This window comes from Gracilimonas sp. (assembly GCF_014762685.1).
Classification (GTDB): Bacteria; Bacteroidota; Rhodothermia; order Balneolales; family Balneolaceae; genus Gracilimonas.
The window spans coordinates 910,031-931,937 of sequence record NZ_JABURM010000005.1; the positions used below are offsets into that span (position 1 = coordinate 910,031).

The 21,907-nt window shown below is 40.9% G+C and carries 23 protein-coding genes; 19 read left to right on the plus strand and 4 right to left on the minus strand.

Going from position 1 to position 21,907, the window contains the following annotated elements; all coding sequences use genetic code 11:
• The first annotated feature begins 24 nt into the window (after window positions 1-24).
• The 16 genes from HUJ22_RS04095 to HUJ22_RS04170 all read left to right on the plus strand — a co-directional run bounded on the left by HUJ22_RS04095 (window position 25) and on the right by HUJ22_RS04170 (window position 16,661).
• Window positions 25-807: an EamA family transporter gene (locus HUJ22_RS04095; RefSeq protein ID WP_290874267.1), complete on the plus strand. Its 783-nt coding sequence runs from the start codon at window positions 25-27 to the stop codon at window positions 805-807.
• Window positions 807-1,763, plus strand: coding sequence for a phosphate acetyltransferase (pta, locus tag HUJ22_RS04100; protein ID WP_290874270.1), 957 nt, complete (start codon window positions 807-809; stop codon window positions 1,761-1,763). The genes HUJ22_RS04095 and pta overlap by 1 nt, the downstream gene beginning before the upstream one ends.
• Window positions 1,764-2,029: 266 nt before the next feature.
• Window positions 2,030-3,472 (plus strand): Fe-S cluster assembly protein SufB, encoded by a 1,443-nt coding sequence (sufB, locus tag HUJ22_RS04105; RefSeq protein ID WP_290874273.1) that lies wholly within the window; start codon window positions 2,030-2,032, stop codon window positions 3,470-3,472.
• Window positions 3,473-3,580: 108 nt separating this feature from the next.
• Entirely contained in the window at window positions 3,581-4,354 is a 774-nt protein-coding gene (gene sufC / locus HUJ22_RS04110) for a Fe-S cluster assembly ATPase SufC (protein ID WP_290874276.1), read from the plus strand.
• The gene (gene sufD, locus HUJ22_RS04115) at window positions 4,354-5,691 is read left to right on the plus strand and encodes a Fe-S cluster assembly protein SufD (RefSeq protein ID WP_290874279.1); all 1,338 of its coding nucleotides are present in this window, start codon (window positions 4,354-4,356) and stop codon (window positions 5,689-5,691) included. Before sufC ends, sufD begins: the two co-directional genes overlap by 1 nt.
• Before the next feature lie 306 nt (window positions 5,692-5,997).
• Window positions 5,998-7,245 carry a cysteine desulfurase gene (locus HUJ22_RS04120; RefSeq protein WP_290874282.1) on the plus strand — a complete coding sequence of 416 codons (1,248 nt, stop codon included), beginning with the start codon at window positions 5,998-6,000 and terminating at the stop codon, window positions 7,243-7,245.
• Between the two features lie 18 nt (window positions 7,246-7,263).
• Window positions 7,264-7,815 carry a NifU family protein gene (locus HUJ22_RS04125; protein ID WP_290874285.1) on the plus strand — a complete coding sequence of 184 codons (552 nt, stop codon included), beginning with the start codon at window positions 7,264-7,266 and terminating at the stop codon, window positions 7,813-7,815.
• A gap of 19 nt (window positions 7,816-7,834) precedes the next feature.
• Window positions 7,835-8,173: an iron-sulfur cluster assembly accessory protein gene (locus HUJ22_RS04130; protein WP_290874287.1), complete on the plus strand. Its 339-nt coding sequence runs from the start codon at window positions 7,835-7,837 to the stop codon at window positions 8,171-8,173.
• A gap of 74 nt (window positions 8,174-8,247) precedes the next feature.
• Window positions 8,248-8,763 (plus strand): DUF2480 family protein, encoded by a 516-nt coding sequence (locus HUJ22_RS04135; RefSeq protein ID WP_290874290.1) that lies wholly within the window; start codon window positions 8,248-8,250, stop codon window positions 8,761-8,763.
• 70 nt (window positions 8,764-8,833) lie between these two features.
• On the plus strand, window positions 8,834-9,556 hold the full coding sequence (locus HUJ22_RS04140; RefSeq protein WP_290874292.1) for an SDR family oxidoreductase: 723 nt from the start codon (window positions 8,834-8,836) through the stop codon (window positions 9,554-9,556).
• Between the two features lie 135 nt (window positions 9,557-9,691).
• The gene (gene fni / locus HUJ22_RS04145) at window positions 9,692-10,717 is read left to right on the plus strand and encodes a type 2 isopentenyl-diphosphate Delta-isomerase (RefSeq protein ID WP_290874295.1); all 1,026 of its coding nucleotides are present in this window, start codon (window positions 9,692-9,694) and stop codon (window positions 10,715-10,717) included.
• Window positions 10,718-10,833: 116 nt separating this feature from the next.
• On the plus strand, window positions 10,834-11,829 hold the full coding sequence (locus tag HUJ22_RS04150; protein WP_290874298.1) for a polyprenyl synthetase family protein: 996 nt from the start codon (window positions 10,834-10,836) through the stop codon (window positions 11,827-11,829).
• Between the two features lie 19 nt (window positions 11,830-11,848).
• Window positions 11,849-12,676: an outer membrane protein assembly factor BamD gene (gene bamD, locus HUJ22_RS04155; RefSeq protein WP_290874301.1), complete on the plus strand. Its 828-nt coding sequence runs from the start codon at window positions 11,849-11,851 to the stop codon at window positions 12,674-12,676.
• A 3-nt stretch (window positions 12,677-12,679) separates the two neighbouring features.
• Complete coding sequence (gene nadD / locus HUJ22_RS04160) at window positions 12,680-13,264, plus strand: nicotinate (nicotinamide) nucleotide adenylyltransferase (protein ID WP_290874304.1); 585 nt, start codon at window positions 12,680-12,682, stop codon at window positions 13,262-13,264.
• A gap of 29 nt (window positions 13,265-13,293) precedes the next feature.
• Window positions 13,294-14,325 (plus strand): LD-carboxypeptidase, encoded by a 1,032-nt coding sequence (locus tag HUJ22_RS04165; protein WP_290874306.1) that lies wholly within the window; start codon window positions 13,294-13,296, stop codon window positions 14,323-14,325.
• Window positions 14,326-14,708: 383 nt separating this feature from the next.
• Window positions 14,709-16,661, plus strand: a complete 1,953-nt coding sequence (locus HUJ22_RS04170; protein WP_290874309.1) for a sensor histidine kinase — start codon at window positions 14,709-14,711, stop codon at window positions 16,659-16,661.
• Between the two features lie 80 nt (window positions 16,662-16,741).
• Here HUJ22_RS04170 and HUJ22_RS04175 read toward each other — a convergent pair whose 3' ends face one another.
• The 4 genes from HUJ22_RS04175 to HUJ22_RS04190 form a co-directional block, all read right to left on the minus strand.
• Window positions 16,742-16,957: a hypothetical protein gene (locus HUJ22_RS04175; protein ID WP_290874312.1), complete on the minus strand. Its 216-nt coding sequence runs from the start codon at window positions 16,955-16,957 to the stop codon at window positions 16,742-16,744.
• 11 nt (window positions 16,958-16,968) lie between these two features.
• The gene (locus tag HUJ22_RS04180; protein WP_290874315.1) at window positions 16,969-17,130 is read right to left on the minus strand and encodes a hypothetical protein; all 162 of its coding nucleotides are present in this window, start codon (window positions 17,128-17,130) and stop codon (window positions 16,969-16,971) included.
• A 410-nt stretch (window positions 17,131-17,540) separates the two neighbouring features.
• On the minus strand, window positions 17,541-18,599 hold the full coding sequence (locus HUJ22_RS04185; RefSeq protein ID WP_290874320.1) for an alanine racemase: 1,059 nt from the start codon (window positions 18,597-18,599) through the stop codon (window positions 17,541-17,543).
• Window positions 18,600-18,607: 8 nt separating this feature from the next.
• A complete protein-coding gene (locus tag HUJ22_RS04190; protein ID WP_290874323.1) occupies window positions 18,608-19,489 on the minus strand; it encodes a 5'-nucleotidase, lipoprotein e(P4) family in 882 nt (293 codons plus the stop codon).
• 90 nt (window positions 19,490-19,579) lie between these two features.
• Between HUJ22_RS04190 and HUJ22_RS04195 the strand changes: the two genes are divergently transcribed.
• Genes HUJ22_RS04195 through HUJ22_RS04205 form a run of 3 tightly spaced genes read left to right on the plus strand, consistent with a single transcriptional unit; the run spans window position 19,580 to window position 21,898 of the window.
• The gene (locus HUJ22_RS04195) at window positions 19,580-20,038 is read left to right on the plus strand and encodes a RimK/LysX family protein (protein WP_290874326.1); all 459 of its coding nucleotides are present in this window, start codon (window positions 19,580-19,582) and stop codon (window positions 20,036-20,038) included.
• Window positions 20,038-20,961, plus strand: a complete 924-nt coding sequence (gene rimK / locus HUJ22_RS04200) for a 30S ribosomal protein S6--L-glutamate ligase (RefSeq protein ID WP_290874329.1) — start codon at window positions 20,038-20,040, stop codon at window positions 20,959-20,961. The genes HUJ22_RS04195 and rimK overlap by 1 nt, the downstream gene beginning before the upstream one ends.
• Window positions 20,954-21,898, plus strand: coding sequence for a succinylglutamate desuccinylase/aspartoacylase family protein (locus tag HUJ22_RS04205; RefSeq protein ID WP_366871008.1), 945 nt, complete (start codon window positions 20,954-20,956; stop codon window positions 21,896-21,898). The genes rimK and HUJ22_RS04205 overlap by 8 nt, the downstream gene beginning before the upstream one ends.
• Window positions 21,899-21,907: the final 9 nt, after the last annotated feature.

Below are 21,907 nucleotides of genomic sequence, written 5' to 3' on the forward strand. Positions count from 1 at the left end.
TTAAAGCTTGCCGAAAATGGAAAATTGAATATTCTGAAAATTCTGGTATGTAATTATTTAGCAGGATTTTTAATAAGTCTCTTAAACTCTCATGAACTATCTGTTTTTCCTGATGCAGCCATAACACTGAGTAACTGGCTGATTGGTTTGGTACTCTTACTTGGGGTTATATTTATTGCAAATATGGTAGTCTACAGCAGATCTATTGACCGGGTGGGAATGGGCGTGAGTATTGCAGCTATGCGGATGTCTCTTGTTTTCCCTATAGCGGCCAGCTTGTTTGTGTTCGGAGAAACCATTGGCGGAATAAAATATATTGGTATTATTTTAGCTTTAGGCTCTCTTTTATTAATGGTTCCCAGAATTCGCACAAAAAGCATTTCCGGGCTTTCGGATGCATGGTTGCCTATCCTGATATTTATCATGACCGGCTTTGCCGATACCGGTCTTAAAGTATACGAACGTGTTTTTTCAAAACAGATGTCAGAGGATTTATTTATCTCCGGAATTTTCTTTGTTTCATTTCTAGTGGGGATGGGAATTCTTATAAAAAGGAACGAAATTCATTTTACCTTCAAAGAAATAGGATATGGTATTGTCACGGGAATTGTGAACTTATATTCTTCTATATTTTTGATCTACGCTTTAAAACTGATGCCGGGATCAATTGTTTTTCCTCTGGTTAATGTGACTTTAGTAGTATCAGGTACTTTTATAGGAATATTGATTTGGAAGGACAAACCTTCCCTGAAACAATGGTCGGGATTAGGGATCGCTATAATTTCAATCTTTTTATTATTAGGGTAATGGACATAATTCAGGATATTCGAAAACGAGCCTCAAAAGAATTAAAAACCATTGTTCTGCCACGCTCCTCAGACCCAAGAGTAGTGCAAGCCGCGCAGCATTTAAAGGATCATAATTTAGCTCACCCCATTCTTATCCAAAATTCAGGGACTTCTGATATTTCCAAAAACTTGCAGGTTGTAGATCCGGTTTCCGATGAGAGGCTAAAAACTTATGCTCATTCTTTCTATCTGCAAAGAAAACATAAGGGGATTTCTGAGTCTGATGCGATAGATATCGTAAAAGATCCATTATTTTTTGCAGCAGCAATGGTTGCAGCAGGTGACGCAGATGGCTGTGTTGCCGGGTCCGTTTCTACTACGGGGGATGTCCTAAGGGCCGCCATTCAAACTATAGGACTGAAGTCCGGTTCGAATGTAGTATCCAGCGTTTTTTTAATGAGTTTTAATGACGGGCGCGTTTTTACCTATGGAGATTGTGCAGTAGTTCCATATCCTAACGCTGAGCAATTAGCGACCATAGCGATGGATTCAGCCCAAACCCATCAAAAAGTAACAGGCAGTAAACCAAAAGTAGCCATGCTGTCTTTTTCCACAAAGGGAAGTGCTGAACACGAACGCATTGACTTGGTGAGAAATGCACTGGAGATTATAAATTCTCACAATCTCAATTATCCGGTGGACGGCGAACTTCAATTTGATGCGGCTATTGTTCCCCAAATAGCTCAACGCAAAGCTCCGGATTCAGAAGTAGCAGGACAAGCCAACGTTTTCATTTACCCCAATCTGGATGCGGGTAATATTGCTTATAAAATCACAGAACGCCTTGCCGGAGCTACAGCCACAGGTCCCATTATCCAGGGATTGGCCAAGCCTATGATGGACTTATCACGCGGATGTACTTGGGAAGACATCGTGAACACGGTGTGCGTATGTGCTTTGATGAGCGATGGGTGACTTATCTTTGCCTGGCAACCAGAGATTGTCTAACCAATTCTGTGTTTAGAATCGCCTAACTCGCGAATAGGAATTTTTTGCTAACGAGATTCACTGAACGCTGATTACAGTAATAGAAATTCTCAATCATTTCGGTTTAGTTAAGAGAAGGAGATTTCGTATATTTGTACTCAATCTAAATAGGCAGGTAAAACACCGAGCATATAGTACTGTGAGGTAGTTCACCTTGTCTGATCAAGAAGAAAAAAATTAAGACCCTATAGCTAATGAGCGAGACTGAAGCGTTAGAATCGATGATCGGAGAGGAGTACAAGTATGGTTTCTCCACCGATGTTGAATATGAAGATTTTCCTAAAGGACTGAATGAAGATATCATCCGCGAACTTTCTGCTCGCAAAGAAGAGCCGGAATGGATGCTCGAGTTCCGTTTGAAGGCTTATCGTGCGTGGACTGAAATGGAAGAACCGGATTGGTTTAATGCCACTTACGAAAAGCCTAAATTTGATACCCTTCAATATTATTCTGCTCCTAAGAATAAGCCTAAATTAGACAGTCTGGATGACGTTGATCCTAAGATTCGTGAGACTTATGAAAAGCTTGGTATCCCGCTGGAAGAACAAAAAGCTTTAGCAGGTGTTGCTGTAGACGCAGTATTTGACAGTGTGTCTGTCTTCACTTCTTTTAAAGAAAAGTTGGCTGAGGCCGGAGTTATTTTCTGTTCTATTTCAGAGGCTATTAAAAATCATCCGGAATTAGTAAAAAAATATATGGGCTCGGTAGTTCCTGTCCGCGATAATTTTTATGCGGCACTGAACTCAGCGGTATTTTCAGATGGATCTTTTTGCTACGTGCCTAAGGATACTATTTGCCCGATGGAGCTTTCTACTTATTTCCGTATCAACAACATGAACTCAGGTCAGTTTGAACGAACACTGATCATTGCAGAAGACAATTCTCATGTCAGTTACCTCGAAGGCTGTACGGCTCCAATGTATGATGAGCATCAGCTTCATGCCGCTGTGGTTGAATTGGTAGCCTTGGACAATGCAGAAATCAAATATTCAACCATACAAAACTGGTACGCCGGTGATGAAGATGGAAAGGGTGGCATCTACAACTTTGTAACGAAGCGTGGTGCCTGCCGAGGTAAGAACTCCAAAATCAGCTGGACTCAGCTTGAAACGGGATCTGCAGTTACACTGAAGTATCCAAGTGTGATCTTGCAGGGTGATGGTTCTATCGGTGAGTTCTATTCGGTTGCCGTAACCACCAAGCGACAGCAAGCTGATACTGGAACCAAGATGATCCACATCGGCAAGAATACCAAGAGTACTATTATTTCCAAAGGTATCTCGGCCGGACATTCAAATAACAGCTATCGCGGAGAAGTAAAGATCTCCAAAAAAGCGGATGGTGCCCGTAATTATTCGGTTTGTGACTCGATGTTGATTGGTCAGACCTGCGGAGCACATACATTCCCTTACATCTCTTCTCAAAACCCAACGGCAAGTGTGGAGCATGAGGCTTCAACGTCGCGGGTAGGTGAAGAACAGATCTTTTACCTCATGCAGCGTGGAATCAGTGAGCAGGATGCTATTTCTATGATCATCAATGGTTTTGTAAAGGAAGTACTTAAGGAACTTCCACTTGAGTTTGCAACAGAAGCAAATGCACTGTTGGATGTGAAATTAGAAGGTAGTGTTGGATAAGTAATTTTAAATGTTAAATGATGAAGTACACGTTTAACATTTAAAATTGAGCATTCATCATTTCTCAAAGAAATTAAATAATTAAAAAAGACAAAAAAGAACAGAAACGTGTTAGAAATCAAAAACTTACATGCCTCGGTTGAAGGCGAAGAAGAACAGATTCTTAAAGGTGTAAATCTCACCATCAATAAAGGAGAGATCCATGCAATAATGGGTCCAAACGGAAGTGGTAAGAGTACCCTTGCTAAAGTAGTATCAGGTCACCCTGAATATGAGATCACGGAGGGAGAGATCCTTTTTGAAGGCGAAGATATAACCGAACTGGATGCCGATGAGCGTGCTCACCTGGGTATGTTTCTCGCATTTCAATATCCGATCGAAGTACCGGGTATTACTAACAGAACTCTGCTTCGTGAGTCTTATAATACTATTGCTCGTGAAAACGGACGGGAAGAACTCGATCCGCTTGAATTTGATGACTACCTGAAAAGTCGACTTGAAGTTATTGATATGAAGGATTCCTTCCTCGAGAGAAGCATTAACACCGGATTTTCAGGTGGTGAGAAGAAGAAGAATGAGGTTTTCCAGATGGCGGTGCTGAATCCAAAATTGGCATTCATGGACGAAACCGATTCAGGACTTGATATCGACGCACTTAAGATCGTTTCTGACGGTATCAATAAGATTGCCGGACCTGAAAATGCTATTGTTTTGATTACCCATTATCAGCGACTGCTAAACTACATCACACCTGATTTTGTACACGTGATGATGGATGGTAAGATCGTGAAATCTGCCGGAAAAGAGCTCGCACTTGAGCTTGAAGATCAGGGCTATGAGAAACTTGAAAAAGAATTTTCCCTAAACGGAGAGGCTCAGTAATGAGTACAGCAGTACAAGAAAAAGAAACCATACTGAACTTTTTGGACGGTGATTTCAGCATAACATCGGATGTTGCTGTAATTGCCGGATTGAATCAAAAAGGAGCAGGAAATATCTCAGAATTCCCATTTCCCACTAAAAAAGATGAGGACTGGAGATTTACGGATCTGAGATCTATCAGCCGTAATCATTTTGTTCCTGTTGCAGAAGCAGTGGCTAACCAGGTGGGTGACATCAGTAATCATTATCTACCGGAAGCACAGAAAAGCCGTTTGGTTTTTGTGAATGGTGAATTTGATGCAGAACGATCTTCGCTGGATGCCATTCCGGATAACGTAACCGTAGGAACTCTTGTTGAACACGGAGATTCTGAAGTTGTGAAAGAGCATCTCGGTAAATACACCACTTTTGATGAAGATCAGGATGTTTTTAACGCTCTTAATGACGCCAATTTCAAAGATGGCGTGTTCATTCACGTTCCTAAAGAAACCAAAGTTGAAGCACCGATTCATATTCTGAATGTGTTTACGGATGCTCAGAAGCCGTTTTATGCTACTCCCAGAGTATTGTTTGTTGGAGAAGCGTATTCCAAATCAACGGTGGTTGAGGAGCATATCGGACTTGCCGAAAATGAATACCTGAATATTCCCGTGGCTGAGTTTAAGATGAAGGAAGGTTCGAACATTCACCATGCCAGAATTCAGCGCGACAGTAAGAAGGCGAACCATATTTCACGGCCGATCGCACATCTGGATAAATATGCTGAATATCACTCATATACTATTTGCTTGGGTGCGAAGTTATTCCGTAACGATCCGCGGGTTGTGCAAAATGACGAAGAAGTAAATTTCACCATTGACGGCTTAGTGCTGATTGATGGCGAGCAAATAGCGGATACGCATTCTGCGATCGATCACCGGCACTGGCACGCGCAAAGTCACCAGCTGCATAAAGTAGTTGTGAACGACAAAGCACATTCCATCTTTAATGGAAAGATCTTTGTTCGGGAAAATTCCCAGAAGATTGATTCTTTCCAGGAAAATAGAAATCTGTTGCTATCGGTAGATGGAACGGTTCATACCAAGCCACAGCTCGAGATATTTTCCGATGATGTATTGTGTTCTCACGGTGCAACAATAGGTCACCTTAACGAAGATGAGGTGTTTTATCTTCACAGTCGCGGATTGACCAAGAAGAAAGCTCGTGAGCTATTGGTATACGCTTTCACTCTCGAAAGTATCGAGAATATGGAAGTTGAATCAGTTCACAAATTATTGTTGGATGAAGTAATAAAATTTACCTCTCGCGACGAAGAATTTGTTGCGGTAGGGAATTGAGCCTTAATTTAATTAAGGAATTGAACGCGGATAACACAGATATAGCGAATGTTCGCAGATTGAAATATTGAAAAGTCCTCCCTTGAGGGAGGTGCCGACCAAATGGGAGGCGGAGGGTGTCGATTAGGGCAATGTTGCCTGATTCACCAACACCTCTCCCTGCTAAAGCCGTACTCTCCTCAAGGAGAGACTTTATATATTGAGTTAAAAAGTCATTCTGAGCGAAAGCGAAGAACCTTCACTTGTTTGACTTGTGCAGGTTCTTCGTCCCGATAAATCGGGATCAGGATGACAACCAAATAAATTATGCAAGAAACCCTGAAAACAGATACGAAAACCAATATCGACTGGGACGCTATTCGCAGTCAATTCCCCGTGCTTCAGCGTGAAGTGAATGGGCAACCGGTGGTGTATCTGGATAACGGGGCTTCGAGTCAGATGCCGCAGCGAGTAGTAAATCGCATTAATGCATATCATTCCAATGAGCATTCCAATGTGCATAGGGGCATTCACACACTTAGCCAAGAGGCTACGGATGCTTTTGAAGCAGCTCGCAAAAAGGTGAAGAAACTAATCAATGCTCGTCACCTTGAAGAGATCATTTATACAACCGGAACCACTGATTCCATCAATTTAGTGGCACAAAGCTACGGGCGTAAACATTTTAAGGAAGGTGATGAGATCATTCTTTCAGAAATGGAACATCATGCCAACATTGTGCCCTGGCAAATGATCGCTGAGGAAACAGGAGCCAGGATCAAAGTCATTCCAATGACCGAATCCGGGGAGTTGATGATGGATGAATATCAAAACCTGCTTTCGGATCGCACTAAAATGGTAGCCGTGGTACATGTTTCCAATGCACTCGGTACCATCAACCCGGTAGAAGAGATCATTGAAGCGGCTCATGCCAAAGATATTCCGGTTTTGATCGATGGAGCACAAGCAGTTCCTCATTCTCCGGTAGATGTTCAAAAGCTGGATGCCGATTTTTATGCATTCTCAGCTCACAAAATGTGTGGACCAACGGGATTCGGTATTCTGTATGGTAAAAAAGAATTGCTGGAAGAAATGCCTCCATACCGGGGAGGAGGGGACATGATTGACAAGGTGACATTTGAAAGAACCACCTGGAATGATCTGCCTCATAAATTTGAAGCCGGAACTCCACCTATTGCGGCCGGAGTCGGTTTTGCAGAAACCCTCGACTTTCTGAATGAAGTTGGAATGGAGAATATCGCTGCTCGGGAGCATGAATTGCTGGAATATGCCACTACGAAGCTAAAAGAGATTCAAGGATTAAGAATCATCGGAACAGCGCAAAACAAAGCCTCGGTTATTTCGTTTTTATTGGAGGGAATACACCCTACGGATGCCGGCACTATTTTGGACCAAAAAGGCATTGCCGTACGAACTGGTCACCATTGTGCACAACCGATCATGGATCATTATGAAATTCCCGGCACGGCAAGAGCTTCAATTTCTTTTTATAATAACGAAGACGATATTGATCGATTGGTAAATGGAATTAAATACGTACAAGAATTTTTTTGACAACAAAAGAGAACTGATATGGCTAAAATTAAAGAAATAGAACGCACCCCAAACCCAGACGCCATGCGCTTTGTATTGGCTGAACCGCTGACCAATGGAACTACGCGTTCTTTTGAAAATGCGGCAGAAGCTGAAGGAGATGAATTGGCATCTGCATTATTCGCGATCGATAACGTGATCAATGTATATTATGTAGACAAATACATCACCGTTACGCAAGATGGTAAAGCTGTTTGGTCAGAATTACTTCGAAAACTGGCACCTCCAATTCGTGAAGCGGAAGCTATTACTCATGAAGAAGACGACACCGATGTTCACTTGAGTAAGGAAGTGCAGGGATCTGATGATCCGCGGTTGCAGGAAATTACCAAGATGCTGGATGAACAAGTTCGTCCGTATCTGCTTGCCGATGGCGGTGGATTGAAAGTACTCGGACTTGAGCAAAATCGCCTCAAGGTTCACTATCAGGGTGCTTGCGGTACATGCCCAACGGCTACAACCGGAACGCTGTACGCCATCGAAAGTATGGTGAAGCGTATCGATCCGGAAATTCAGGTAGTTTCTGTTTAAATCCTAAAGAAGAAGTATTATGGAAGAACTTTCCATCACAGATCGTGCTACTGAACGCATCAATTTAATCCGAAAGGAACAGAATGTCCCTGATGATGCTTTTTTACGCGTAGGCGTGGTGAGCGGGGGATGTTCCGGATTAACTTACGACCTTGAATTCAATTCTGATGTCCAGCCTGAAGAGAATGATAAAATTTTCGATGTAGATGGGCTGAAGGTGCTGATCGATATGCGAAGTTTCCTCTACCTGGCCGGAACGGAATTGGATTACACGGAAGGGTTGAATGGGCAAGGGTTCCATTTCAAAAATCCGAATGCCACGAGGACCTGTTCCTGTGGTGAATCGTTTTCTATTTAATTTTAAATGTTTAGTGTTAAATGTTAAATGGCGGCTTACGCATTTAACATTTAACACTTAAAATTAAACATTCCATGTCAGAAGCAATCGTAAATAAGGTCCAACAAAACACCAAGCTGGTAACGCTGGATCTGCAGAAATTCCATGATGACACTCCCATTGAGGAGCTTGATATCAAGCAGTTCTTATTTCAGGAATTGTTGTTGAAAGAGAAGGATTTTCGGGAACAGCTGAAGGAATTTGGCTGGTCGCAGTATGAAGGCAAAAACTTATGCGTTCACTGCAGCACCGATGCCATTATCGCTCCCTGGGCCTGGATGTTACTCACTTCATACGCCAGTCCATTTGCCAACGAAGTTTTCCTCGGGAAGAAAGAAGCATTTCTACACCAACTTTACCAGAGAAAGCTCGAGGACTACGACTGGGGTCAATACGAAGACAAATTCGTGCTGCTGAAAGGCTGTGGAAAAGTACACGTCCCCGATTCCATTTACATGTTGGCCACCAATAAGTTAATGAAGAGAGCTAAGAAAATTATGTATGGGGAAGCTTGCTCGAATGTTCCGGTTTGGAGAAGTAACGCCCGCTGATTTCTTTGATTACACTGATTACATTATCTTTGCTCATTTACGGAATTAAAATCAGAACAAAGAACTTCCCATGAAATTATTGATTACAGGCACCTCTCGAGGAATAGGAAAATCCATAGCTCAAAAGTTACTCGATGAAGGGCATGAAGTCATTGGCACTTCCCGTTCAACAGATACACCATTTCCCAGTAACCAGAACTACACTCATATAAAATGTGATTTAGCGAAGCCTGAGGAGTTAGAAAAACTAAAATCGTTTTTTAAAGGAGACGAAACTCCGGAAGTCCTTATTAACAACGCCGGAATGTTTGCGGAGGCGCAGTTTGATATCTCTGACGAAGACTGGCTGGAGAATTGGGATAAGACCCTGCAAGTGAACTTACGCTCGGCGGCTTTAATCTCTAAGTGGGCGCTGAATGCGTGGACGAAAGCCGGAATAGAAGGGAGGCTGATCAATATTTCATCCCGGGCCGGTTATAGAGGAGATACGGGTGAATACGCCAGTTACGCCGCCAGTAAAGGAGGGATGGTGGCTTTCACCAAAAGCATTGCCCGCAGCTTTGGGAAGCATGGCATCACCGCCTACACGATAGCTCCCGGTTTTGTGGATACGGACATGGCACAAGGTTCCATCGAAGTGTATGGAGCCGATTACCTTACCAAAGACCTGGCATTGGATTCCATAGCTCCGCCCGAGCAAATCGCTAATATTGTGAGTTTACTTTCGGAAGGAAAGCTTACGCATGCTACCGGACAGACTTTCCATGTGAATAGCGGTAGTTATTTAATCTAATAAGTCATTCTGAGCAAAAGTGAAGAATCTTTACAAGTCCAACATATGAAGATCCTTCGTCCCGATAATCGGGATCAGGATGACATGCAAAAATAACTATTGGAATTTGGCGCTTGGAATGTGGAATTTATTTCTATGACAGACATCAGAGACCGAAAAAAAGACCATGTAGAACTTACCGTTACCGACGGTACACAATATCAACAGCCCTCCGGGTTTGAGCGCTTCCGATTTGTCCATAACGCGCTTCCTGAAGTAAACTTTAAAGAAGTTTCTACTGAAGCCAAATTGTTAGGAAGATCATTCAACTTTCCGCTTTTTATTTCGTCAATGACGGGCGGATATGCCGATGCCGGACCGGTTAATTCAATTATTGCGGAATTCTGTGAAGCAGAGAATTTACCGTTTGGTGTTGGAAGTCAGCGTGCGATGCTGGAAGATGAATCTTTAACAGATACCTTTTCTGTAGTTCGGGATAAAGCTCCCAATGCTTTTATTTGCTCTAATATTGGTGGGGCCCAACTTATTGGTGGGCTTAGTGTTAAAAAACTTACCCGATTAATTGATTCAATAAAAGCTAATGCTGTCATTGTGCATTTAAATCCCCTTCAGGAGCTCATGCAGCCGGAGGGGGACCGGAACTTCAAAGGTGTTTTAAGTGGTATAGAGCAATTGGTTAAGGATACCGATTTGCCGGTTATAGTTAAAGAAACCGGGGCCGGAATTTCAGAACATACTGCAAGAAGATTATTAAATGCAGGAGTGAGGGTAGTAGATGTGGCCGGAGCAGGTGGTACAAGCTGGGCTAAAGTGGAGAATTTCAGGGCTTCAAATTCTTCCGTAAATCATCGATTTGATGAGTGGGGGATTCCCACAGTAGAATGTATCCAGCAGCTCAGTAAACTGGAATGGGAGCGAAGTTTTGAAATCATAGCCTCCGGAGGTATTCGTTCATCTTTTGATATCGCAAAGTCGTTGTGTTTGGGGGCTCATTTTACAGCAACGGCTCAACCCGTTATTAAAGCCGTTAAAACAGAAGGTTATGAAGGATTGGAACAGCTTTTTAATGAATGGAAAAATGATTTAAAGACCATCCTGACCTTACTTGGGTGTAAGCAGGTGTCGAAACTGAACCCCTCACATTTACAAAAGATAGCATAGAGCGCTGCTTATTGGTGACTGTTCGGTTATAGGTATACTTTGATTTTTAGGAAAAGCTTGGCTTAAATCGTCGGTTAATTTCCTTATATTTATTTCATTCATCTACGAAAAGAGCATTGAGCATAACAAATCTACAACAAACTTTACTAAAGAAGATAGAAACCGGATTGCAGGAGATAGATCTTCCTTCTGATCCGGTCACTCTATACGGGCCTTACCGATATGCACTTACTGTAGGGGGCAAGCGTATTCGCCCAATGCTTTCCCTGCTTGCGTGCGGACTTTGTGACGGTGACATTGAGGAAGCCATGCCTGCTGCTCTGGCGATAGAGATTCTGCACAATTTCACCTTGGTGCATGATGATATCATGGATCGTGCAGACAAACGCAGGGGGCAGGACAGCGTGTTCAAAAAGTGGAATGAAAATGTGGCTATTCTATCAGGGGACGTAATGTTTGCCGATGCTTATCGTAAGCTAAATTACTACGGGCATTCAGATGCCTATTCTAAAGAGGAGTATGCCGCAATGCATGAAGTATTCGTAAAAACGATTATTACTGTGTGTGAAGGACAGGCACTGGATATGGAATTCGTCGACCGGGATTTTGTAACGCATCAGGATTATATCGAGATGATATCCGGTAAAACGGCTGCGCTTTTGAGTGGAGCCTTGCAAATGGGAGCAATAGCCGCGCACACAACTGCCGGGAAAAGGGAGCAGCTGGCGGAACTTGGTTATGAAATGGGGATAGCTTTTCAAATACAAGATGATTTGCTGGATGCAACGGCAGATCCGGAAAAGTTTGGGAAGCGTCCGGGAGGAGATATTTTTGAAGGCAAGAAAACATATCTTACAATTCTTGCGTTAGAACGAGCAGATGCACAACAATCAACGTTAATTCAAGATATACTCGATGATGAAAACCCGAAAGCCGAACAAGTAGATCAGGTTCTTTCGATTATGAAAGAGCTAAATATACTCAATGATGTAGCCCGGGAAATTGATCAGCACTATCAAAAAGCCTACCAACTCCTTAAAAAATTTAGAACCTCAGAATATCAACAAGAGCTTGAAAAACTTCTTATCTTCCTTCAAAATCGTGACCATTAAATCACAACAACTTTATTCAATGCGTAACAAACTTTTAATTGTACTGGGTTTCTTCTTTATCCTTTCTGCTTGCCAAAATGATAAACTCATAAAGCGTGGAGACACGCTAAACGTGGCTTATCAAAAAGCCATGGCTTTTTATGTTGAGGAAGATTTTAATGAAGCCGCAAATGCCTTCGAACAAGTTACCCGTTTGGGAAGAGGTACTGAATTTGGTCAGGAAGCACAATATTATTTGGCTGAAAGCTATTATAAAAGCAGGAGATATTTATTGGCTGCTTCAGAATATGACCGTTATATAAGTTTATACCCGCAGGATGAACGCAGGCAAGAAGCCGAATATAAAGCAGCTTTGTGCTATTACAACCAAAGTCCGCGGTTTAAATTAGATCAATCTGCTACGCGTACAGCTATAGAACGATTCCAGTTATTTAACAATCGTTACCCGGATTCTGAATTAGTTAGTGATGCAGCTTCAAGAATTGATGAGTTAAGGAATAAATTAGCTCGGAAATCATATGAAGCGGCTCAGTTTTATGTCAGAACAGAACAATACAAAGCAGCTACTATTTATTTAAGTGAAACTATTGATCAGTACCCGGAATCGAAATGGGCAGAACGCGCATTATTAGATCAAATCCAAACCTGGATTACTTATGCCGACAATAGTGTGGTATCTGCACAAGCTGAGCGCTACAATAATGCGATTGAAGCATATGAAAAGTTTATCCAGCTTTTTCCTGACAGCAATTTCAGAAGTGAAGTAGAGAATTATCACGATGAAGCACAACGTAAATTAGCAGACGTTCCTGCCAGTGTGGGGCAAGAAACAAGTCAGAGCCAGTAGATAATGTCGCTGCGAGTTGGTTTATTTGGGGGTACATTTGATCCGGTTCACAAGGGGCACCTCTCAATAGCTCAATCTTTTATTGATTCAGGTTTGCTGGATGAATTATGGGTTTTACTAACTCCTTATCCGCCGCATAAGCAGCAAATTCATCAAACTTCGTATGAAAATCGCTTGAAAATGTTAGAGGCTGCTTTCAAAAATATGGACCGGCTTACTATTAATACTATTGAAAGTAAACTGCCAAAACCTTCTTACAGCATACATACCATCCGGTATTTAGAACAAAAATACCCTGATGCCAAATTTTATTATTGTATGGGAGAAGACAGTCTTACCAAATTCCATACATGGAAGTATTACGATGAAATTTTAGAGGAATGTGAGTTATTAGTTGCTAAACGTCCCGGAGTTGAACATCAAAATGTTAAACAAGAAATTTTAGACCGTACTCATTTTGTAGAACATACTCCATTAGACATTTCATCTTCACAAATACGAGAGCTGGTATCAAAAGGAAAACCTGTGAGTGAACTGGTGCCGGAAAAGGTTTCAAAAATCATTGAAAAAGAGCAGTTATATAGCTAGATACTTCCGTTAACTAATCATTATAAAGAATGGCTTTTACACGCAAAGATTTTCTTCAAAAAACTGCATTAGCTTCTCTGACAGGACTAACTTTCAGTAGTTCAGGCAGTACTTCTGATTTAGCTGCAGTAGTGCCCACACAAACGAAGATCAAGCCCAAAGCTTTGAAACGTGGAGATACTTTAGGGTTGATTGCTCCGGCCAGTCCTATTTATGAAGATCGTGTATTTGGTGAAATGCTTGTGAACCTAAAAGATTTGGGGTTTAAGCTAAAACTTGGAAAGCACGTAAGGAAAAGAAATGGCTATCTGGCGGGAACGGATACTGAAAGGGTAGAGGACATGATGAACATGTTTAACGACCCTGAGGTTGACGGCATCATGTGTATTCGGGGCGGATGGGGTTGTAATCGTATTTTACCACTTATCGATTACAGCGTGATTCGCAACAACCCCAAAGTATTTTCTGGATTTAGTGATATTACATCATTACACATGGCTTTTTATAAAAAAAGTGATCTCTATACTTTTCACGGGCCGGTAGGTAAGTCTACATGGAATAATTTTACTACCAATGCTTTTAAAGCTGTCACATGGAATGGAGATACCATCAGTTATGATATTCCGGAAGAATACGATGATAGTTTTATCATCACACCGGGGACGGCGGAAGGCAATCTGTTAGGCGGAAATTTATCTGTGCTTGTTTCTATGATCGGATCAGATTATCTGCCTTCTTTTGAAAACGCCATTTTATTTTTGGAAGATATAGGGGAAAGTGTTTACCGAATAGACCGGATGCTAACACAGCTGAAACTGACGGGAATCCTGGACCAATTATCGGGTTTCGTATTTGGGAAATGTACTGACTGTTCTGCCGGGGATAACAGTCTGACATTGCAGCAAGTAATGGATGATCACATCAAACCTCTAAATATCCCTGCCTTTTATGGAGCAATGATTAGCCATGAAGATAATAACATCACTTTACCTTTCGGAATGAACGCTCAATTAGATGCTGCTAAAAAAATTATTAGCTTAACTGAGTCGGCTGTATCATAAAATAATTTTAATAGCCGAATTAATATGAGTGCGAGTTTACCGAGGCCGAAGTTGGGGTTAGTAAAAATATTTATGGGAAATATGGAAATTCATTAGGTTTTGAATATTTATTTTAAACCTGTAAATCTTGTTCCAAACCATCCATAAAAAAACTCAAGAGGCGCCATGCTGCTCCGTAAGTAAGAGAGATTTCGGGGTAAAACAATTGAGCCAATTTTAAATATTTAGGTAAAAACACCTAGGTTTATACGCCTATTTCAGTGATCCTTTCTAAGTTTTTAAGCTTAAAATTTGTATATCTATACAATAAAGTTGAAATGGGTTTTTAAAAGGAAGACCTTTTACTCTATATTAATCTGTTTACTTTTAAACCTCGTATCCAAATGAAGTCTTCTCGTAAAAAAAACGTAACTCAAAATGAAGAGAGTCGGAAGAAATGTGTCATTCATTATTTAAGTAAAGAGAGTTCCCTTGAAGACGATGATAAAGGTAATTTAGCCGTTCAGCTTCGAACTTTTCTTCGAGATAAACAATATCACAAGGAGGGGAGAAGCGATCATAAATTATTTACATTTTTGGCCGATGTAATACCTAACGGTATCGTAATTACAGATAAAAACCATAAAATTGAGTGGGTAAACAAAGCTTATACGAGTTTGACGGGATATTCATTTAAGGAGTCCATAGGGCGCAAACCCGGCGAATTGCTTCAGGGTAAAAAGGTTGATGTAGCTAAGAAAAAGCGAATGTCGGATAAACTTAGCCGGCACATCCCATTTACAGAAGAGTTGTTAAACTACAAGAAGAATGGGGAATCTTTTTGGATTCGAATTTCTATAGCCCCGGTATTTGATGAAAATAATGAAATTCAAAATTACATCGGGATACAAGAAGATATCACTGAACGTAAATTAGCCGAATTGCAAGCTGAGCAAAATTCTAAAGTTTTGGAAGCAATCAGTGAACAGGCTAATTTCTCAATTTTTTTAAAGGATGGCGAAGGCAGATATCTATATGTGAATCCGGAATGGCGGAGACAATTTGGGTTAGATAAGAAAACAGTAGTAGGAAAAACGGCATCTCAGTTGTTGGATAAGAATATTGCCCGAGCATTAAAAAGTCAGGATAGAATGGTTCTCAAAGAGAATAAACCGGTTCTTGGACAAGAATTAATCACTAACGGTCACGGTCCCAAATATTACGCAATCAGCAAGTTCCCGGTTAAGGGCATTTCAGGGATCAAGAAAGGAATAGCCGGTATTGCTGCCGATATTACTGAATTTAAATTGATTGAGGAAAAAATAAAGAAAAGTGAATCCCGCCTTAATTTAGCCCAGCGCATTGGTAACATCGGTTCATGGGAATTGAATTTAGAGGAGAATGAATTAGTATGGACCGACGAAATTTACCGAATTTTTGAAATTGACCCTGATCAATTTGGTGCTTCCTATGAGTCATTTCTTGACCTGATACATCCTGATGACCGGGAAATAGTTGATCAGGCATACACAGACTCACTGCAAAATAATACACCCTATCATATCAAGCATCGGCTGCTATTTCCGGATGGCCGGGTTAAACATGTAGAGGAGCATGGCGAAACTTTCTATAACGAAGAGGGAATCCCCATTCGTACCATAGGAACGGTACAAGATATAACCGAAAGCAAATTGATTCAAAAGCAACTCGAAGATTCGTTACATGAGCAAACCGTATTGCTTCTTGAAATCCACCACCGCGTAAAGAATAATCTTGCTCTTGTTTCCGGCATTATGCAGTTACAGGCCTTTGAAACAACTAATAAGGAAACACAAAAGTTTTTGGCTGATGGACAAAGCAGAATTAAATCCATTGCAATAATTCATGAATTGCTTTATCAGTCCAAAAGCTTTTCAAAAGTCAATCTGAAGGAAAACTTCCTGAAAATGATTGAGCATACCCGGCATGCTATGAATTCCAACGTGAAGATAGATGTTGACTTGGATCTGCAAAATGTTTCTATAAATATTAATCAAGCTATACCGTGTAGTCTTATTTTGAATGAGTTATTAACGAATGTATACAAACATGCATTTAAAAACAGACCTCATGGCATAATAGAGCTGTCCCTCAAAGAAAAAAATGAAATGGTTGAGATCAAGATACGTGATGATGGAAATGGGTTGCCTGGTGATTTTAATCTTGAGAAACCATCAAGCTTAGGACTTACATTAATAAAGACGATAACGCAACAGTTAGATGGCCATTTGGAATATAGTTCAGATAAAAAAGGAACCCAATTCAAGCTCACTTTTCAGAAAAAAGAATCAAAAGGCTCCAGCAGTAATTTGATTTAGTTTCTATGGTTTAATCCTGTTCCAAACGACCCTTTTGGGAATACCCTCACGGATCAGCCGGTCCTCTGATTTTATGATTTTTATTTCTCTTTCACTTTTATAAAGGTCGCTTTTTTCAGTTTTCTTTTTACCCTAGTATCCTGGATAAAGCTCGGACGAACCTCCTTGATGTTATCGGCGGTTACCTCTTCAGGGGAATCGGCCGGATCGGATTTGAGATGCAGCCGGAAGGTACCGAGTCCGTCAATCCGTACCGTATGACCGGCCAGCAGCTGTTCAGGAATCAGGTCCGACATTCCGCAGGCAATCAGGTGTACATCCGCTCCGCTGGGCCGTGTTTTTTAAATATTTCCACTACATCATCTATACCCAGCCTGCCCGGCCCTGTCAACCGCGGAAGCCAGGACGGCTGCTTTTCATTATTTTCTTCACGCTTATAAGACTTGACGGCTTTAAATTTTAAACTCATAGTTCCTCCGTAATCATCTAAATGTTTTTGTGATCTACCCCGGGGTAAATTAACAAATCATCCTAACCTTTTCCCTGAGTTTCCAATCTCAAGGTTTCCATAGATTAATTTACCAGGAAAAGCCTCTCAGTCTGAAGTCCTCCCTTGAGGGAGGTGCCGACCGAATGGGTGGAAGAGGAAGGGGGTGTTGTTGGGCCAAGGCAATTGATGCTTTTTGCTATACAGTTTTCCGACAATCAAATAGTTTTTAAACTGATTCATGCATAGGAAACCTTGGCACAAACACCTCTCCCGGCTAAAGCCGTACTCTTCTCTAGGAGAGACTTTTTCCTTGCCTAAATTTTTCTCGAATTATCTAACACTTACAGAAATGACCCCTCTGGATATTCCGTGTTCAATAATCAATGTTCTCAGCCATTCATATGATCCAATACCTGACCGTTAGAGGTATGGTATTTCCGCATTAAGTCAGCCGTAAGGCAGGAATGAATTGGAAAAATTTTAATGGTTTCACCAACATTTATCGAATCAAAAGCTTCCTGATTGCATTGAATAATGCCATGTTCCTGAGATAAACGTTTGATATAGGTATCACTTGAAAGATGTTTAAGCATGGGCTCACCAAAACTTTCATAATTACCTATTTGAACGGAATCTTTAGAAAAGTGGACGGCTCCGCCATGTATCAAAACCTGTTTACGATCTTCAAACTTTTCAATCACCGGACACTCCATATACACTGCAATTTCATTCGGTGAGCAGGAACCAATTTGAACCTGCATCCAGTCATAAAATACAAAGTTACCGGGGCTGATTTGGTCAGCCGGCCCAAAGTCATTCAAAACACTGCAAGATGGAGTGTCACCGAAGCAAATAGGTAAATCCGGGAAGCGTTCCTTAAGCAAACTTAGTTTATCTAACGCTTTAGTAGCAATAGCCGTTACTTCTGCTTTAGAACGAGCTTGATAAGTATGGCCGGCATGGCAATAAAACCCCGCGGGGTAACAATGGGTTGATTCATTAATGGTATTAAGGACAGACTCAATGGTATCAAAATCACTTATTGAAATTCCGCTTCGTCCATAATCAGGATCTATTTCAATATATAAGCCCAATTCCCGGGATAACTCTCGATCTAATTTCTGAACAACTTCCTTGGATATCACAAGCGTTTTAAGTGAGCATTTCGCGGCTAAATCATTGTAATGATTGACAGCTAAAACATTGGCAGGGAATGCAATAGTGATATCATCCCATCCATCATTTAGGAAGTATTTTGCCATTTTAATTGAAGAGACGGTGATGCCGCTAACTTCAAAATCCCGAAACATTCGTCCAATAGCTTTAGACTGATGTGTTTTAAAATGAGGTCGGAATTCAACAGATAGCTCGTTAGCCCTAGAAGCCATCTGTGCTATATTTGAATGAACAGTTTCAAGATCAACAAAAAGAGTAGGAAATGGTTGCATGTGTGAGATTAGTTTTTTGAATTCAATCGTTTCTTCAAAATAGAATTTTGTTCTTCTTTAGTCAGTTCATCTTTAAAATCAAATAAGGCATCCTCCCAGGAACCATATACCGGATTTGGAAATGCAAACCACATGCGCCCGAATTTGTTGGCATGTTCCTCAACAAGAGCTGCCCGTTCATCCTGGGTAATGTTTTTGGCAGGGAAGAAATCATTCAGGTCATCTCCGAAAACCATAAGAACCCGGTAATTATCTTCAACCAATTTACGGCGCTGTATTTTAGAAGAGTTCCAGCCCGGTTCTTCGCCGTTGCTCATAATTGTGTCCATTGACCTTGAAACAGGAAACCCTTCTTCAATCAGGTTTTTCCGCGTGGCTTCCTCAACTTCATAACTTCGGTTGCTGATATAAAAGATAGTAATGCCATTTTCAGCGGCATAATTAGTGAACTTCACAGCTCCCGGCACAGCATCGGCATTTGCTTCATTACACCAGGCGTTCCAATCTTCAATGTTAAAGGTCTTATCCTGCTTGATCATTCTTGCCTGAAAAGGAGAGTTGTCCAGTACAGTTTCATCGATATCCATAATAATGGCAGGAGGAAGTGAAGGATGATTCTCATTTTCTTCTTGATTCAGGGAAGCCGTCCAATAGGAATCTTCCACTGAGAGTAGAAGCATTTGCTCAGCGAAGTTGTAAGTCTGGGTTGTAATAGCGACATATTCCGCCGCATTTTGCACCCATAATGTAGCTTGTGTTGTTTTGTTAAGCGGGATTTCACCCGATTTAGAAATGGTCTGGGTTGAACCACAGCCGCCGATCAAGATGCTTAGAGAAATTATTAAAAGACTTGGTTTGTTCAAATACATGCTGATTATATGAGAATTCATTTTTCAGAAGATATGAAATGAAAGCAACAGCTAAATATATTTTATAAAGGAATGTAATTAGCCAATTAAACCGTTATTTTTAATTCTTCAATGAATACATCAAACCTAAAAATCATTGGCCGTATTGAACAGGTAGATTTACCTGAATGGGAATTTTATAGTCTCGAAGCCAAAATTGATACCGGGGCGTATACTTCCAGTTTACACTGCCATCATATCGAACCTTTTAAAAAGAATGGAAAAGATTGGATTCGATTTTATCTACTTGATCCGGACCATGAGTCTTATAATGATAAAAAACTGGAAATGCCGATCTATGACCAGCGTGAAGTTAAAAGTTCAAATGGGGAGACCGAGTTAAGATACTTTGTACAAACAAAAATCAATTTTTTCGACGGTTTATATATGATTGAATTTTCGCTGACAAATCGTTCGGCGATGAAGTATCCATTATTGATTGGTCGAAAGTTTTTGAAAAAAGGCCCATTTATAGTTGATGTAACCAATAAAAATATTACTCAGAGCAAAAAGACCGAGGAGTCTACTTAATGAATATTGGAATTCTTTCCAGAAATGCCTCACTATACTCAACATCGCGTTTAGTAGAAGCTGCTGAAGCTCAAGGACATAATGTTGAGGTTATAGATCACCTGAAATGTGATATTGTTATAGAGCAGGATAACCCAAAAATTTATTATAAGAGTAAAAAGATAGATTACCTTGATGCCATCATACCTCGTATAGGAGCCTCAGTTACCTTTTATGGAGCTGCCGTAGTCAGGCAATTTGAAATGATGGAAGTTTTCAGTGCTGTTCATTCACAGGCTTTGGTTCGTTCAAGGGACAAGCTCCGGAGTCTTCAACTATTAGCCAGTTCCGGAGTAGGACTTCCAAAAACAGTTTTCACAAATTATTCAAAAGAGGTTAAAAAATTAATTGAATCGGTGGGGGGAGCTCCTTTAATCGTTAAGTTATTGGAGGGAACGCAAGGCCATGGAGTAGTATTAGGACCTACTAAAAAAGCAGCTGAATCGATTATTGAAGCATTTCATGCAATGAAAGCGCGAGTCATTGTTCAGGAATTTATATCCGAATCAAAAGGTGCTGACATCCGGGCATTTGTGGTAGATGGAAGGGTTATCGGAGCCATGAAGCGTCAGGGTAATGAGGGTGAATTCAGGTCAAATTTACATCAGGGTGGTTCGGGAACGCTTATAAAGCTTTCAAAAGCAGAGAAAGAAGCGGCTCTTACAGCTGCACAGGCTATGGATTTGCAAATTGCAGGTGTTGATATGTTGCAGTCAGAAAGGGGTCCCTTGATATTGGAAGTTAATTCCTCCCCGGGATTGGAAGGGATAGAGAAAACTACTAAAAAAGATATAGCTGCCAGTATTATTGGATATATAGAAAAAGCAGTGGATGAGCGAAAGAAGAATCCTTCACGCAAAAAGAAGGCAAAAAAACATGCCTGAGTTTGTCTCAATAAATAAGCAGAAAATTGGGCTTGGAGAACAGAAAATTGTAAACCTGAACATTGCCCGGCTTCCAACTTATACAAGTATTGATTTACCGGTATTGGTATATCGGGCTCCAGTTGATGGCCCTGTTTTATTACTCACCGGAGGGCTGCATGGTGACGAAATTAACGGTGTTGAGATTGTCCGGCGGATGATTGAACGTGAAGTCGTAGTTCCTGAAAAAGGTACGGTCATTGCTATTCCTATTGTAAATATTTACGGATTTATTCAGAATTCTCGAGGTTTGCCGGATGGAAAAGATATAAACCGCAGTTTTCCAGGTGCTAAGGGTGGGTCATTGGCAAAATTACTCGCATATACTTTGATGAAAGAGATTATTCCCGAAATTGATTATGGAATTGATTTTCATACCGGCGGGGCGGCACGATCTAATTATCCTCAAATCAGATGCTCCTTCAAAATCAAAAAGGCCAAAGAACTGGCAAAAGCGATGGGAGCACCGGTAATGATGCATTCTTCTTTAATTTCTAAATCATTCCGAAGTGCGGCTCACAAAAAAGGGAAAGAAATATTGGTTTATGAGACCGGTGAATCTCTGCGGTATGATGAGTTTGGAATCGAGGAAGGTATATTTGGAACTCAAAGACTTATGAAGCATTTAGGTATGATTGATGAAGCTCCCGAACCTAACAATACTAAAGTATTTAATAACTCTACATGGATCCGCACAAAAAATGCCGGGCTGTTTATTACAAAAGCCGAACTCGGAGAAGAGTTTAATAAAAGACAGGTTTTAGGATTAATAAAAGATCCTTACGGTGATTTAAATTCACGGGTAATCGCTCCAAGCGACGGAATGGTAATTGGTTTAAATAATTGCCCTGTAGTTAATAAGGGCGATGCCCTAATTCATTATGCATATAACAAATAAATAAAATAA

Excerpts from the sequence above, each read along its gene's own strand:
- pta (WP_290874270.1), top strand. The coding sequence starts at position 807 with ATGGACATAATTCAGGATATTCGAAAACGAGCCTCAAAAGAATTAAAA.
- sufB (WP_290874273.1), top strand. The coding sequence starts at position 2,030 with ATGAGCGAGACTGAAGCGTTAGAATCGATGATCGGAGAGGAGTACAAG.
- sufD (WP_290874279.1), top strand. The coding sequence starts at position 4,354 with ATGAGTACAGCAGTACAAGAAAAAGAAACCATACTGAACTTTTTGGAC.
- HUJ22_RS04120 (WP_290874282.1), top strand. The coding sequence starts at position 5,998 with ATGCAAGAAACCCTGAAAACAGATACGAAAACCAATATCGACTGGGAC.
- HUJ22_RS04125 (WP_290874285.1), top strand. The coding sequence starts at position 7,264 with ATGGCTAAAATTAAAGAAATAGAACGCACCCCAAACCCAGACGCCATG.
- HUJ22_RS04130 (WP_290874287.1), top strand. The coding sequence starts at position 7,835 with ATGGAAGAACTTTCCATCACAGATCGTGCTACTGAACGCATCAATTTA.
- HUJ22_RS04135 (WP_290874290.1), top strand. The coding sequence starts at position 8,248 with ATGTCAGAAGCAATCGTAAATAAGGTCCAACAAAACACCAAGCTGGTA.
- HUJ22_RS04140 (WP_290874292.1), top strand. The coding sequence starts at position 8,834 with ATGAAATTATTGATTACAGGCACCTCTCGAGGAATAGGAAAATCCATA.
- fni (WP_290874295.1), top strand. The coding sequence starts at position 9,692 with ATGACAGACATCAGAGACCGAAAAAAAGACCATGTAGAACTTACCGTT.
- bamD (WP_290874301.1), top strand. The coding sequence starts at position 11,849 with ATGCGTAACAAACTTTTAATTGTACTGGGTTTCTTCTTTATCCTTTCT.
- nadD (WP_290874304.1), top strand. The coding sequence starts at position 12,680 with ATGTCGCTGCGAGTTGGTTTATTTGGGGGTACATTTGATCCGGTTCAC.
- HUJ22_RS04165 (WP_290874306.1), top strand. The coding sequence starts at position 13,294 with ATGGCTTTTACACGCAAAGATTTTCTTCAAAAAACTGCATTAGCTTCT.
- HUJ22_RS04170 (WP_290874309.1), top strand. The coding sequence starts at position 14,709 with ATGAAGTCTTCTCGTAAAAAAAACGTAACTCAAAATGAAGAGAGTCGG.
- HUJ22_RS04175 (WP_290874312.1), bottom strand. The coding sequence starts at position 16,957 with ATGTCGGACCTGATTCCTGAACAGCTGCTGGCCGGTCATACGGTACGG.
- HUJ22_RS04180 (WP_290874315.1), bottom strand. The coding sequence starts at position 17,130 with ATGAGTTTAAAATTTAAAGCCGTCAAGTCTTATAAGCGTGAAGAAAAT.
- HUJ22_RS04185 (WP_290874320.1), bottom strand. The coding sequence starts at position 18,599 with ATGCAACCATTTCCTACTCTTTTTGTTGATCTTGAAACTGTTCATTCA.
- HUJ22_RS04190 (WP_290874323.1), bottom strand. The coding sequence starts at position 19,489 with ATGAATTCTCATATAATCAGCATGTATTTGAACAAACCAAGTCTTTTA.
- HUJ22_RS04195 (WP_290874326.1), top strand. The coding sequence starts at position 19,580 with ATGAATACATCAAACCTAAAAATCATTGGCCGTATTGAACAGGTAGAT.
- rimK (WP_290874329.1), top strand. The coding sequence starts at position 20,038 with ATGAATATTGGAATTCTTTCCAGAAATGCCTCACTATACTCAACATCG.
- HUJ22_RS04205 (WP_366871008.1), top strand. The coding sequence starts at position 20,954 with ATGCCTGAGTTTGTCTCAATAAATAAGCAGAAAATTGGGCTTGGAGAA.